The sequence below is a fragment of the Spirosoma migulaei genome (genome assembly GCF_054776855.1).
In genome coordinates this window covers 92,999-106,215 of the sequence record NZ_BAAHBG010000006.1, presented here as the reverse complement: position 1 = coordinate 106,215, position 13,217 = coordinate 92,999, and the positions used below count along the sequence as shown (strand labels likewise).

The window sequence follows — 13,217 nt, the reverse complement described above, 5'->3', positions numbered from 1 at the left end:
CGTCAAAGACCGCTTTTTACGGTATTCGTATTTAGGATTGCTTGGTTAGTTCTTTCCGCTACCCTGGGTGGCCGGTGGCTGTGTAGCCCGCCGTTGCTGTTGCATTGGGTTAGGTCCCTGTGGACCAAAACGCTGCTGTTGTTTGAACAACTGGAAACGAGTTGGGGCAGCCACTCGGGGGAATGAGTTGTTTTCGGCGTCTATATCGGCAATTTCCTGGAATGGGTCGAGCGTCCACTGCGTTACTTTTTTAGGAGTAGCAATGACCTTTTTGATCGACACATCGTTGAAGCGCCAAATCTCCGCCGGGAAGCGGGCCACCGAATCCGTACCATCTTCAAACTGCATCCGAATAATAACCGGCATTGGTATACCGCCTTTATTTTTCAGCGATAACGTATAGAAGTTGGTTCCTGCATTTGTCTCAAGCGTTTTGCGCTCTTCGTCACTCAACGTAGCCAAATAGTCCTGGTATTTCTTTTTGTCAGCATCTGTAACCTTATACGGATCATAGTTATTATAGAAATCCTTCATAGTCGAATCTTTGGCAACAACCGTTTCAGCCTGGGTAGCGGCATCACGTTGCTTACTGATGGTTCCGGCCCGACGTTGCGCTTCAGCACGAGCAGCTGCTTTGGTCACTTCAGGATTGCCTGAATCAACCTGGAACCAATCTACTTCGACTAAATCCTGGTCAACAGGCTCAACGCCGTAGAACCAGCCTTTCCAGAACCAATCCAGATCAACCCCCGATGCGTCTTCCAGCGTACGGAAGAAATCGGCTGGCTCGGGGCTTTTGAACGCCCATCGGCGAGCGTATTCTTTAAAGGCGTAATCGAATAACTCACGACCCATTACAGTTTCGCGCAGGATATTAAGCGCCGTAGCTGGTTTCGCGTACGCATTTGGTCCAAGGCTAATTACGTTGTCGGACGATGTCATGATGGGCGACAGGACCGATTTGTCAGACTTCATGTAATCGACAATGTACTGTGGCTCGCCCCGGCGGCTTGGGAAATTATAGTCCCATTCTTTTTCGGCGAGGTACTGGCAGAAGGTATTCAATCCCTCATCCATCCAGGTCCACTGGCGTTCATCGGAGTTAACAATCATGGGGAAGAAGTTATGACCCACTTCGTGGATAATCACCCCAATCATGCCTGCTTTCGTTTGCTCTGAATACGTCCCATCCGCTTCCGGGCGGCCACCGTTGAACGAAATCATCGGGTATTCCATACCACCACCTGCCGTAGCATGGCATGAAATAGCAACAGGGTATGGATATTTGATGGTGCGATTGCCGTACGATTTCAGGGTATGCTCAACCACGCGAGTTGAATATTGTCCCCATAGTGGATTGCCTTCTTTGGCATAAAACGACATAGACCAGATTTTGTGCCCGTCGCCGTACACATCGGTTTGCATAGCATCCCAGATAAACCGGCGGCTGCTGGTAAACGCAAAGTCACGGACATTAGATGCCGAATAAACCCACGTTTTCTTACCTACTTTATCGCTTGGTTTGGTTTTTAGTGCTGCCTCGGCTTCTTCCTGTGTTACAATAACAACCGGATTTTTTGAGGTGGCTGCCTGTGCCAGGCGTTTCTGTTGCGTAGCTGAAAGTACTTGCTTGTAGTTTTGGCATTCGCCGGTAGCGCCAACAACGTGATCACTAGGGGCGGTAATGGCTACTTTATAATTGCCGAAAATAAGCGTGAATTCGCCCTGACCCAGGAACTGCTTGTTCTGCCAGCCGTTTACGTCGTTATAGGCGCACAAGCGGGGGAACCAATGGGCAATAAAGTAATTATAATTACCGTCTTTTGCGAAAAACTCCATGCCACTACGACCGTAGTATTCGGTAACGAAATAATTCCAGTCTACATTAAACGAATAGGTCCCGCCGGGCTTGATAGCTGTTGGCAGATCAACCCGCATCATTGTCTGGTTAATGGTATATTTCAGTGCAGTACCTGACTTAGCATCTTTAACGGCCGTAATGTGGTAGCCATATTTATCAGACGCCTGCTGACTACTCCGTTCGCGAACGGAAGTCAGGTTTTGCAACTGAGCGAAGCTCATGCCGCTTTCGTTTAAACCCCCCGTTCGGGTAACACTACCGATAGACCCTTTGGCAAACAGATTCTGATCGAGTTGGAGCCAGATGAAAGGCAGCTCGTCAGTTGAATTGTTATGATACGTAACAGTTTCAGAACCAATAATTTTTTGGTTGGCATCGTCCAGTTCAACCTTAATATCATAGTCGGCGCGGTTCTGGAAATAATCTTTACCCGGTGCGCCGGATGCTGTACGGAACGTATTGGGCGTAGGCATCATGGAGCCAAGCTGCTCGAAACGCGTGTTTGCGTTTTGAGTAGGGGCCGTTGGTGCCTGAGCGAATGAGGCCACCGACCCAAAGACCAGGCTAGCCATCAACACTAGTTTTCTCATAGTTTATCAGAAGTTAAAACTTTGTTAGTTACGGCCGCTACCTTGTTTAGCCGGTGTAGCCGGTGATTGTTGACGTTGTTGTTGCATCGGATTGGGCCCTGCACCCCCTCCACGCTGTTGTTGTTTAAACAATTGAAAACGAGTAGGCTGTGCTCTCGGTGGAAAAGAATTGTCTTCCGTATTAATATCGGCTATTTCATAGTAGGGATCGAGTGTCCATTGCTTCACTTTTTTGGGTGTAGCAATAACTTTATTAATGGAAACGTCATTGAAACGCCAGATTTCTGCCGGAAAGCGAGCTATCGAATCTGTACCATCTTCAAACTCCATCCGTACAATTACCGGCATTGGAATACCACCTTTGTTTTTCAGCGACAGTGTGTAAAAATTAGTGCCTGCTTCGGCTAATGCCCGTTCTTCGGCCGATAACGTAGCCAGGTAATCCTGATATTTCTTTTTATCAGCATCCGTAACCGCATAGGGATCGTAGCTATTGTAGAAATCCTTCATGGTACTGTCCTGCGCCACAACGGTTTGATCTTTGCTCAACGCATCCCGTTGTTTGCTGATGGTGTTGGCTCGTTTTTGGGCGGCTGCACGCGCTTCAGCTTTGGTGATTTCCGGGTTTTGCGAACTTGCCTGGAACCAGTCAACTTTTACCAGGGATTGGTCAACGGGTTGCACACTGTAGAACCAGCCTTTCCAGAAGAAGTCCAGATCGACCCCCGACGCATCTTCCATTGTACGGAAGAAGTCGGCAGGTTCGGGCGTTTTGAATGCCCACCGACGAGCGTATTCTTTAAAGGCATAATCGAATAACTCGCGACCCATAACCGTCTCCCGGAGAATATTCAGGGCCGTAGCAGGCTTGCTATAGGCGTTTGGTCCAAATGTATTTCTGGGAATATTGTCCGAACTGCTCATGATGGGAACCTGTAGGGTAGAGTCCATACGCATGTACGGAACAATAGACTGAGGATCGATGCCCCGTGCGGGGTAGTTCGCATCCCACTCTAAACAGGCCAATCCTTCCATAAAACTATTCAGACCTTCGTCCATCCAGGACCACTGGCGCTCATCGGAGTTGACAATCATAGGGAAGAAGTTGTGACCTACTTCGTGGATAATCACCCCAATTAGTCCATTCTTTGTGCCTACCGAATAGGTGCCATCGGCTTCGGGCCGTGCCCCGTTGAAGCTGATCATTGGATATTCCATACCACCAACAGGCCCGTGGACCGAGTACGCTACCGGATAAGGATATGCAATTGTCCGGCGTGAGTAGGAGAGAAGCGTATGCGCCACAAGCCGGGTTGAGTATTGGCCCCAAAGTGGGTTACCTTCTTTCGGATATAGCGACATAGCCCAAACCCGTTTCCCTTCTACGTTGGGTTGTAGGGCATCCCAGATGAATTTTCGGCTACTGGCAAAGGAAAAATCACGAACATTATCTGCTTTATAAATCCAGGTTTTAGTACCGGTTGGTTTGCCTTTTTCGGCGGCTTCGGCTTCGGCCTGGGTTACGATAACCACTGGATTTTCGCCGGGCTTATCGCCTTTCCCTTTGGCTTCATTCCACCGCTTTATTTGCGTAGGTGTCAGCACTTGAGTCGGGTTTTGCAACTCGCCGGTGGCGCCAACAATATGATCGTTCGGTACGGTTAAGGCGAGTTTGTAATTGCCGAAGATTAACGTGAACTCGCCCTGTCCTAAGAATTGCTTGTTCTGCCAGCCTGTTACATCACTATAAGCACATAAACGCGGAAACCACTGAGCTATTTCGTAGATGTAATTGCCGTCTTTCGGGAAAAACTCATAGCCTCCCCGAGCGCCAGTACTTCTGACATCTACGATTTTGAAATTCCAGTCAACAGAAAATGTTACCGTCTTACCTGGGCCTACGGGCTGAGGCAAGTCAATACGCATCATGGTCTGGTTGATGGTGTATTTAAGGGGTTTACCAGCCTGATCGCGCACGGCTGTAATTTTGTGGCCGTAATCTTTAACCGCCAGCGTTGGGCCAGCACTGATCTGTTGGAAACTTGCTCCTTGTTCGCTGATGCTACTCGTCTGTGTAGTTCTGCCATCAGCATCTGCCCGGAACGTGTTTTGATCCAACTGAAGCCAGACATAAGGCAATATATCTCCTGAGTTATTGTGATAGATGATTGTTTCTGAGCCCGTTATTTTTTGGTTGGTATCGTCAAGAGTAGCTTTTATATCATAGTCAGCACGATTTTGAAAATAGTCTTTACCCGGTGCACCAGAAGCCGTACGAAAGGTATTAGGGGTGGGCAGGATCGGGCCAAGTTGCTCGAAACGCGTATTGGCACGTTGTGTTGGCGGAGGAGCCTGAGCCTGAGCAGACAATAAGGGAATGGCCAAACTCGTCAGCAGCAAAATTATCTTTTGCATAAATTGGTTTATAGTTGTTGATTAGCGTGGTAAAAATACGAAAAAAGAGGTTCTGTAATTGGCATTATGAAGAATGGATTGTAGACAAGTTTGTCTTTTGAGAAGGATTATCAAATTAGCAGGATTTGTGTCCGCATAAATCAGATAGACCTACCCCAATAGTTTCTCTATTCGTTCACGAACGAAGGAGTGTATCCAGACTAAAAATAGGGTTACTTTAACAACTCGCTCAAATACTCATTATTGATTATGAGCGATAGGGCCATGCCCGCTACCATGCCTGATATAATGAGCGTCCAGCGTAAACGACTGACCCGCCCCAGACCAATCAGAACATAGGCCAGTGCCAGCACGAGACTAACAATAACTAACTGCCCAATTTCCAGTCCGATGTTAAAGGCCAGTAAAGGCTGTATAATATCAGCCTCCTTGCCCAGTAAACTGCGGAGGTAGTTAGAGAAGCCCATTCCATGGATAAGCCCAAACGTTAGAGCCAAACCGTATCGCCAGGAGCGATAGGCTAGTTGGGGTGTAGACGATGATCGTGATTTCGATTTAGGCTCCTGAAAAAAGAAATTGGTTATGGCTGTAATCAGAATCGTAATGGGGATAAGTAACTCAATCAAATCGGTCTTATAATGAATGAGTTGTAAAGTTGCCAGCGCCAGCGTAATCGAATGGCCGATGGTGAATGCCGTGACCAGAATCAATACCTGTCGCCACTGTTGCAGGGTATACACCGCACAGAGCGCAACAACAAATAAAATATGATCGTACCCACGAGGATCTGTAATGTGATCGAAACCTAAGCGAAGATAGATCAGAAAATCGTCCATGGTATTTAGTGGAGTAGGTGGAGTGAGTGGAATAGGTGGAGTCCGTGAAATGGTTACAGCAACTGAGTTTACTTACTGCACTTACTCCACCTACTCCACTAATTTACTCCTTAAACCAGCCTGCGTACATGACGTAGTTATTGGCCGTTCGCGCAAAGACTTCACCTTGCTCAGGCGAAACGGCTTTTAGGAAGCGTGCTGGGTTTCCCGCGTAAATAGAACCCGGTGGCACGACCGTATTTTGCGTGACAATAGCGCCAGCGGCAATAATACTGCCCGTGCCAATAACGGCCCCATCCATAACGATGGCGCCCATGCCAATTAGCACATTGTCTTCAATCGTACAACCATGCACAACCGCGTTATGGGCTATGGATACATAGTTGCCAATAGTAGTTTTGGATCTTTGGTAGGTGCAATGAATGACAGCCCCATCCTGAATATTGGTCCGGTCGCCAATGGTAATGGAGTTGACATCACCACGAATTACGGCATTGAACCAGACCGTACAGTCACGCCCCATGCTTACCTCGCCCACGATTGTAGCGTTTTCGGCAAACCAGCAGTTTTCGCCAAAGACTGGGCCAATACCCCGAACAGATTTAATCAGTGCCATGCTGCAAAGATAGGCCGTTCACGTTTATTGCTACATTCTGATCAAATAAAGAAGGGCTGGTTCAGTGAACCAGCCCTTCAGGTATACTAGGCAAGTACTAATTTATTTTTTATCAACCTTATCAACGGCTTTATCAATTGTATCGCCAATATCATCAACAAGTTTATTCGTTTCTTTTTTCACCTTGTCGAAATCATCCTCACTGGATCGTTGTACTTTATAATAAGAATCCGCTAACTGACGGCGCTTATCTTCCAGATCTTTAACTCGATCTTCCCGTTTTTTGCGATCCCGTCGGCTTTCGTTTTTTACATCGGCTTTGGCGTCGTCAATCTGATCGTCGAGCTTATCCATCTGTGCCGAAATCCGATCCGTTAAATCGCGACGGTCTCGGTCCGATGCCCGGTTACTAGATTGATCGTTGCTACGACTCTCCATTCGATCATCCTGGCGGCCATTCCGGTTGTCGTTATTGTTTTGATTATCCCGGTTTTCATCATTATTCCGCCGATTATCGTTCATATCCTGATTGTTGCGGCTGTTCTGACTGTCGTCATTATTCCGACGATTATCGCGATTGTCAGAATAATTACCGTTTTGGCGGTCATCGGAGCGGTTATTATTGTTCCGATTGTTCTGATCATCGTTGCGATAGTCGTTGTTTCGACTGTCGTTATTATTTCGGTTGTCATCCCGGCGATCGTTATAACTGGAACGGTTATCGCGGTTGTTGGACTGACGATCCGAATTGCCGCTATCGCTATACCGACTGTTCTGGTTATCCCGGTTGTCTCGATTATCGCGATCCGACATCATGCGGTCGTTATTCGAATAGGAGTTGCGGTTATCCCGGCTGTCGTACCGATCGTTCGATGAATTTCGATTGTCGTACCGGTCGTTATTGTTTCGGTCATCATCCCGACGGTCGTTGTAGGCATCACGGTTGCGATAGTTGTCATTATCTGACCGACCGTTGTAGGAATCTCGGCTATCCCGATCATCGTACCGATTACTATAGGAGTCACGACGATTATCGTACCGATCGTTGTAAGAGTTTCGGTTATCCCGGTCATCAGAGCGGCTATTGTACGAATCCCGATTGTCTCGCCGATCAGTGTAGGAGTTTCGGTTGTCCCGATCATTATACGAATCCCGGCTATCGTAAGAACGGTCATTATCATAATCGTTATAGCGGTTATTGTACGAACTGCTACCCGACATTCGGCTGGGCCGGTCGTCCCGATCGTCAGACCGATACGTGCTGTTATAAGGATTTCTGTAGGCGTTTGATGAGTTATCATTCAAGCTCATCCGATCATCATCCCGATTCCGACGGCTAAACACACTGCCTTCATTATCCTCATTCTTAGCCCGTGAATTCCGGCTATCGCGTTTGTTACTTGTGCGATCCCGCTGAACGATGTCCTCGCGGCTATTTTTTGAATCGCCGTACAGCCAGTTCTCAAACGAAGCGCAGGACGACAGACTAACGGTAGCGGCCAATAAAGCACCTACTACCCAAATTTTCCTTTTCATAACGTTGTAGCATTTTTTAATAATAGCGATTGAGATAAGCCAAAAAACGTACCAATGCGATTATAACACCTATAACCGATGAAGTAAGGTAAATGTTGGCATGCAATTCTACGCCGACTGTAGAGTGAAATGCCCAAGAATGACTATTTAAGAGGTGATGTAAGTTGTACCCATGAGCTTCAGCCCGTGTTTAATTAAAATTTATACATAGGCAGAAGCCTATGGGTACATATAGCAAATGATCCATAATGGCCGTGGTGGCTTATACTAATGGGTATAGTAAGAAGTTCTCCTATTGTATTGACAAGGCATAATACAGGAATTCCCTGTTGATCTTTATGGATAGAACTATTGCTTTCTGGAATGGCTAATGTATCAGTGCAGTATTGCTTTATTTCTTTTCGAATACGGATAGTCTGTCTTTGATAAATGGCACTTTCAAGTGGAATAACTGCTTGATGGAAACCGGGAGAGCTGGTTACAGGCGTTGCTACGCTTGTAATGTAGTTTGTTGTAATCGATGACTTTGTCTGGTAAGCTTTCTCCTGAAAAACGACTCCTTCGGCTGTTGTCTCACTCAATAGATTGATATGACAGGTTAGTTTTAGAGGAGCAAAAACGCGTTTCCCGGTTTCACGCATACCTATTTTGTACGCACTTTCTTTCATACTCCAGAGCAGCCAGACCATACGTTCAGGATCATCGGCTGTATGGATTAGTTGTTGTTCGCAGGCAGTAAACAGCTTGTTCAGAAACCCGCTGCGTTGCCAGTTACTTTCCCGTTTTGCCTGCGCCAGATCAACAATATCGTTGCCGATCATTTCTCCTGTAGCTTGCTCATAATGATTTCGACGGCAGCGCCAACCGTGAGCATTCGCTCCATCGACTCATTATCGATCTCTATATCGTACGCTTCTTCTACGTCTAAGGCAATGTCGACCAGGTTTGCCGAATTGATTTTCAGGTCTTTCAGGAAGTCAGTTTCCTCGGTAACGTTCTCAAACGCCTGCTCATCCTGAACGTATGGCTTTACAATTTTCTTTAGGGTCTCGATTAACTCTTCTTTCGTTTGCATAGCTCGTTTAGGATTGAAATTTTTTCAAAATAACACACGCATTCACGTCTCCGAAACCAAAGTTGGCTTTCGCAATGACTTGAATATCTTTTTGAATAGGATGTTGCGGAATTCGTTCGGGGTCAATAAGTGCAGAAATTTCAGGGTGTGTATCTTCGGAATTGATAGAGGGGTAAATAAATCCGTTATATAACTCCAAAACAGCGGCCACGCATTCAACGCTTCCGGCAGCGCTCAGGCAGTGCCCCACCATGGATTTTAGCGAATTAATAATCGGGAAATCGGCTCCTCTTCGTTGCAGTGCTTCGCACCAGGCGGTCACTTCGGCTGCGTCTTTTATAGTGGCTGTTAAATGGCCGTCAATCAGATCAATGTCTTCGGATTGAATGTTTGCCTGTTCCATTGCTTTCTGGATACAGCGTTTAACAGCGTTCGGGTTAGGGGCTGTCATAGAGCCGCCACCCCGCTGGCCACCGGAGTTGACGTGTCCCCCCGCAATTTCGGCATAAATGGTCGCCTTTCGCGCCAGCGCACTATCCAGGGATTCCAGTACCAGCGCACCGGCACCGCTGGCCGGAACGAAGCCGCTGGCGGTAGCACTCAAGGGCCTTGATGCCTTCTCTGGTGAGTTGTTATATTGATAGGGTAGCACACGCATGGCATCAAAGCCACCCCAAATATAGGGTCCATGGTCATTGCAGCTACCGGCCAGCATTCGTTTAGCATGACCATTTGCGATACGGTCGTAGGCGAGCCAAAGGGCTTCGGTGCCCGTAGCGCAGGCGGCTGAATTTGCTGTAATCTGGTTGCCGAGTCCCAACATTCCACTTAGGTAAGCACTTACCCCACTGGTCATGGTTTGCACAACGGCAGTGCTGCCTAATCGCCTGACCTGGCCCTGATCAACCTTATAAATTGCTTCCCGAAGTTTGTCGATCCCTAAAATACCGGTTCCGAATACGATACCACAGTCCCAGTCTGGCTCATGGGTGGCTATTGGTAAACCGGCGTTATGCCAGGCTTCCATGCCAGCAATCACTCCATAGATAACACCACTACTGTTGAGTTGATGAAGCTGTAAGTCTGAAAAATACTGATGTTTATGTGCGTCGGTTACGGGTGGAATGCCTCCAATCTGACAGGAAAATTTAAGGTCGGCTAATTCCTGGTGAAAGGTAATTCCACTTTTGCCTGCCTGAATAGCCTCTAAAAACGAAGGTACACCCACTGCATTTGGTGCCACTACACCCAGGCCCGTGATAACGACTCGATTACGCATACTTTTTCGATTTCATCATACCTGAAATGGCACCCCGGCAAACTAACTCTCCAGTAGTGTTGAACATTTCTATGTTACACTTCAACTTATGAAATCGAAAATAGTCTTTCGTAGACCGTACAATAACGGTTTCGCTGGGGAAAACGGGTTTGTAAAAGTCGACATGGGTAGACGTAAGGGCTATTTCGATGTCGCTGGGGTGGGTATCTGCCAGTAGAAATATACCCAGGCAAACAACGCCTATCTGGGCCATAACTTCCGTCAGAATAACACCGGGCGTTACCGGTTTTTCAGCAAAATGCCCTTCGTAGAAATACGAATCAGCGGGGAAGGTATAACTCCCTTCAACCCCATTTTCATCGATTGCATACAGACGGTCCACAAACAAAAAGGGTTTGCTGTAGGGTAGCTTTGAGAGGATATGGCTAAACGTCTGCAAGGGGTAATCGTTATTGAAGGTGTTCACCGCCATTCACCTGAATCACGGTACCATTAATCCAGGCCGCTTCATCTTTACAGAGTAGATACGCTGCATTGGCTACATCGGTTGCTTGGGTTAATCGGGAAAATGGATTCCTTTGTTTGCTATGACTTAATAAAGATTCGTAACCGGGAATCATGCGTAATGAAGCGGTATCTGTAACGCCTGCCATAATGCAGTTTGCCCGAATACCCGAAGGGGCCATTTCCAGCGCAATACTTCGGGAGATAGCTTCCAAAGCTGCTTTGGCTGCCGAAACGGCCGCGTAGTTTTTCCAGGCTTTGGTGCTTCCTTCGCTGGTGAAACTAATGATACGTGCGTCGGTGGCAAATAGTGAAGCGGTTAATAAGTCTTTCGACCAGTTGTATAAACTAATTGCCATGGCCTCAATTGTTAACTGAAAATCGTCATGCTGAAGTTGAGGCTGATTATCTGAGATCATCGGTTTTAAATTCCCCTTAGCGATGCTGTGGACTAAGGCTCTTACTTTTCCATCTGTACCCAAATGCTCACGTAAATCGGTGATTACGAAACGGCGTTTGTCAGCATTGGTGGCATCCACATTGTACTGCCTGAGTAAAACACCTTCCGCTTTAAGTTGCTTAAATTCGGCTTCAACAGCAGGAAGGTCCGCTTTTCGGGTGCGGTGGACGATACACATATTCATACCATGACGCGCCAGTTTTTGTGCTGTTGCCAACCCTAATCCCTGGCTACCACCTAAAATAACGGCCCAATAATTTTTATCGCTAAATTCTTTTACCACTTCAGTAAAACGCGTTGTGCCGAAAACCCTGGACCAAAACTTAACATGAGCCCGTAGGTGTCTTTGGCGGGCTGTTTATCCATAAATCGCTCCAATACATAAAGCACCGTAGCGCTCGACATATTACCATACAAGCGTAACACCTCTTTCGTTTCGTCAATATTCTTGCCCATTTTGCCAAAAATCTCCTGCACAACCTCCACAATTTTTCGGCCACCAGGGTGGAATATCAAGTGCGATATCTCATCGATACTCAACTGGTTTTTTGCCAGAAATGGATAAATAATGTCGGGGAAATGGGCGGCTATGGTATCGGTCACCGACTTATCCAGGACCATTTGAAGGCCTGTATTGGAGAGGTCGAATCCCATTAAATGGGTGGCATCGTAAAAATGATACATATCTTCGGCAATTACTTCCGGCCCTTTATCTGCTTCATTGGACGATAGCAACACACAGGCGGCCCCATCCCCAAAAATGGCTGCACTAACAATATTAGCCATCGAAAAATCATCCAGTTGAAACGTCGCTGTTGGCGACTCTACCGCTAGCAGGGCAGCCCGTTTACCAGGATTTGCCTTTAAAAAATTTTTGGCATAGATGATACCAGATACACCAGCTACACAGCCCATTTCAGTAACAGGAAGCCGGACCACATCCTGCCGCATTTGTAGGCTATTGATCAGATACGCATCCAACGACGGAATCATAATGCCCGTACAACTTACCGTAATCAGGTAATCAATATCGGTTAGTTTCCAGTCTGTTTTGGCTAGTGCATTTTTAAGCGCTTCTTCCCCTAACTTAATAGACTCTCGACTATATATCGCGTTTTTTTCGGCGAACGACGTTTTTGCAAAAACCTCAGTTGGTCCCATAATTGAATAGCGCCGATCAACCGCTGCGTTTTCAAAAATCTTTTTTACTTTTCGTTGAAAACGAGTATCCTGATCAGCCAGCCAAACTTCCAGAAATGGTAAAATGTCTTTTGTGTCACGCCAATTTTTTGGTAATGCTTTTGCTACTGCTGTAATTTTTACACTCATAGGTTTTTGATAATCCATTGATAGCGGAAAGCCCACCTCCAGTTAATCCAGTATTTTTTTAATTGCAGTTCTTTAGAAAATGATTCTAAATCATGCTTTTTAAAGCCACGCAAAATAGAGGTCAGGCCATCTTCTTTAGATAATTTAGTAAGCCCAAATACAACGCAGATAAGCTGAAAAAGACGGTAAGCCAAGGCACTACGTTGTAGGTCATTGATAACTACACCAAGTGTAGCTTTGTTAGTTAATAAACCCATCAGTTGTAAAATTTCTTTATCGGAGAAATGATGTAACGTTAGGGTACATACGGCGACATCGTACGTCAACGAAGCGAATTCGTCGCCAAAGACATTTGCAGACGTATAGGTTATTGTTGGGTAGGCTTCAGAACAGGCCTTTGCATGATTAATGGCATCGGCATTTGCATCGATGCCCAGAATTTTAAACGGAATACCTTCTTTTTTGCCAAAATCAGCAATTGCCCGACACATATCACCATTTCCACAACCTACGTCGACAACCGAAATTACCTTCCCGTTTGGCTGATCTTTTAGTAATTTTTTTAATCCATCCAGCGTAATTTTATTCCCGCCCAACCATTGATTAATAGTGGCAATTTTGTCTAACGCATCCCGTAATTCATCACCTTCTAGCGAAAAATCGTCTAAAAATTCTTCTTTGGATGTACGCTGTGCAGTATTTACAATCATTAACGT

At 46.4% G+C, this 13,217-nt stretch carries 12 protein-coding genes; all 12 read right to left on the bottom strand.

Translation table 11 applies throughout. The features are described 5' to 3' along the window. Positions 1 to 45: 45 nt before the first annotated feature. The 12 genes from ACYVGO_RS08540 to ACYVGO_RS08485 all read right to left on the bottom strand — a co-directional run bounded on the left by ACYVGO_RS08540 (position 46) and on the right by ACYVGO_RS08485 (position 13,211). The gene (locus tag ACYVGO_RS08540; RefSeq protein WP_460968911.1) at positions 46 to 2,451 is read right to left on the bottom strand and encodes a M1 family metallopeptidase; all 2,406 of its coding nucleotides are present in this window, start codon (positions 2,449 to 2,451) and stop codon (positions 46 to 48) included. Between the two features lie 24 nt (positions 2,452 to 2,475). Continuing rightward, on the bottom strand, positions 2,476 to 4,866 hold the full coding sequence (locus tag ACYVGO_RS08535) for a M1 family metallopeptidase (protein ID WP_460968910.1): 2,391 nt from the start codon (positions 4,864 to 4,866) through the stop codon (positions 2,476 to 2,478). Positions 4,867 to 5,078: 212 nt separating this feature from the next. Next, positions 5,079 to 5,702, bottom strand: a complete 624-nt coding sequence (locus ACYVGO_RS08530) for a HupE/UreJ family protein (RefSeq protein WP_142776281.1) — start codon at positions 5,700 to 5,702, stop codon at positions 5,079 to 5,081. Positions 5,703 to 5,805: 103 nt separating this feature from the next. After that, on the bottom strand, positions 5,806 to 6,318 hold the full coding sequence (locus ACYVGO_RS08525; protein ID WP_460968909.1) for a gamma carbonic anhydrase family protein: 513 nt from the start codon (positions 6,316 to 6,318) through the stop codon (positions 5,806 to 5,808). A gap of 102 nt (positions 6,319 to 6,420) precedes the next feature. Then, positions 6,421 to 7,854, bottom strand: coding sequence for a sll1863 family stress response protein (locus ACYVGO_RS08520; RefSeq protein ID WP_460968908.1), 1,434 nt, complete (start codon positions 7,852 to 7,854; stop codon positions 6,421 to 6,423). Positions 7,855 to 8,048: 194 nt separating this feature from the next. Next, entirely contained in the window at positions 8,049 to 8,675 is a 627-nt protein-coding gene (locus ACYVGO_RS08515) for a 4'-phosphopantetheinyl transferase family protein (protein ID WP_460968907.1), read from the bottom strand. Then, a complete protein-coding gene (locus tag ACYVGO_RS08510) occupies positions 8,672 to 8,929 on the bottom strand; it encodes an acyl carrier protein (RefSeq protein WP_460968906.1) in 258 nt (85 codons plus the stop codon). The genes ACYVGO_RS08515 and ACYVGO_RS08510 overlap by 4 nt, the downstream gene beginning before the upstream one ends. A gap of 7 nt (positions 8,930 to 8,936) precedes the next feature. Continuing rightward, entirely contained in the window at positions 8,937 to 10,208 is a 1,272-nt protein-coding gene (locus ACYVGO_RS08505; RefSeq protein WP_460968905.1) for a beta-ketoacyl-[acyl-carrier-protein] synthase family protein, read from the bottom strand. Then, the gene (locus tag ACYVGO_RS08500; protein ID WP_460968904.1) at positions 10,201 to 10,680 is read right to left on the bottom strand and encodes a 3-hydroxyacyl-ACP dehydratase FabZ family protein; all 480 of its coding nucleotides are present in this window, start codon (positions 10,678 to 10,680) and stop codon (positions 10,201 to 10,203) included. The genes ACYVGO_RS08505 and ACYVGO_RS08500 overlap by 8 nt, the downstream gene beginning before the upstream one ends. After that, complete coding sequence (locus ACYVGO_RS08495) at positions 10,658 to 11,455, bottom strand: SDR family oxidoreductase (RefSeq protein WP_460968903.1); 798 nt, start codon at positions 11,453 to 11,455, stop codon at positions 10,658 to 10,660. The genes ACYVGO_RS08500 and ACYVGO_RS08495 overlap by 23 nt, the downstream gene beginning before the upstream one ends. Beyond that, positions 11,449 to 12,501, bottom strand: a complete 1,053-nt coding sequence (locus tag ACYVGO_RS08490; protein ID WP_460968902.1) for a type III polyketide synthase — start codon at positions 12,499 to 12,501, stop codon at positions 11,449 to 11,451. The genes ACYVGO_RS08495 and ACYVGO_RS08490 overlap by 7 nt, the downstream gene beginning before the upstream one ends. After that, positions 12,498 to 13,211, bottom strand: coding sequence for a methyltransferase domain-containing protein (locus ACYVGO_RS08485; RefSeq protein WP_142776274.1), 714 nt, complete (start codon positions 13,209 to 13,211; stop codon positions 12,498 to 12,500). Before ACYVGO_RS08485 ends, ACYVGO_RS08490 begins: the two co-directional genes overlap by 4 nt. Positions 13,212 to 13,217: the final 6 nt, after the last annotated feature.

What these genes read in the sequence shown, in the direction of transcription:
- ACYVGO_RS08525 (WP_460968909.1), bottom strand. Translation starts at nt 6,318, where the DNA reads ATGGCACTGATTAAATCTGTTCGGGGTATTGGCCCAGTCTTTGGCGAA.
- ACYVGO_RS08515 (WP_460968907.1), bottom strand. Translation starts at nt 8,675, where the DNA reads ATGATCGGCAACGATATTGTTGATCTGGCGCAGGCAAAACGGGAAAGT.
- ACYVGO_RS08535 (WP_460968910.1), bottom strand. Translation starts at nt 4,866, where the DNA reads ATGCAAAAGATAATTTTGCTGCTGACGAGTTTGGCCATTCCCTTATTG.
- ACYVGO_RS08520 (WP_460968908.1), bottom strand. Translation starts at nt 7,854, where the DNA reads ATGAAAAGGAAAATTTGGGTAGTAGGTGCTTTATTGGCCGCTACCGTT.
- ACYVGO_RS08500 (WP_460968904.1), bottom strand. Translation starts at nt 10,680, where the DNA reads ATGGCGGTGAACACCTTCAATAACGATTACCCCTTGCAGACGTTTAGC.
- ACYVGO_RS08510 (WP_460968906.1), bottom strand. Translation starts at nt 8,929, where the DNA reads ATGCAAACGAAAGAAGAGTTAATCGAGACCCTAAAGAAAATTGTAAAG.
- ACYVGO_RS08540 (WP_460968911.1), bottom strand. Translation starts at nt 2,451, where the DNA reads ATGAGAAAACTAGTGTTGATGGCTAGCCTGGTCTTTGGGTCGGTGGCC.
- ACYVGO_RS08505 (WP_460968905.1), bottom strand. Translation starts at nt 10,208, where the DNA reads ATGCGTAATCGAGTCGTTATCACGGGCCTGGGTGTAGTGGCACCAAAT.
- ACYVGO_RS08490 (WP_460968902.1), bottom strand. Translation starts at nt 12,501, where the DNA reads ATGAGTGTAAAAATTACAGCAGTAGCAAAAGCATTACCAAAAAATTGG.
- ACYVGO_RS08530 (WP_142776281.1), bottom strand. Translation starts at nt 5,702, where the DNA reads ATGGACGATTTTCTGATCTATCTTCGCTTAGGTTTCGATCACATTACA.
- ACYVGO_RS08485 (WP_142776274.1), bottom strand. Translation starts at nt 13,211, where the DNA reads ATGATTGTAAATACTGCACAGCGTACATCCAAAGAAGAATTTTTAGAC.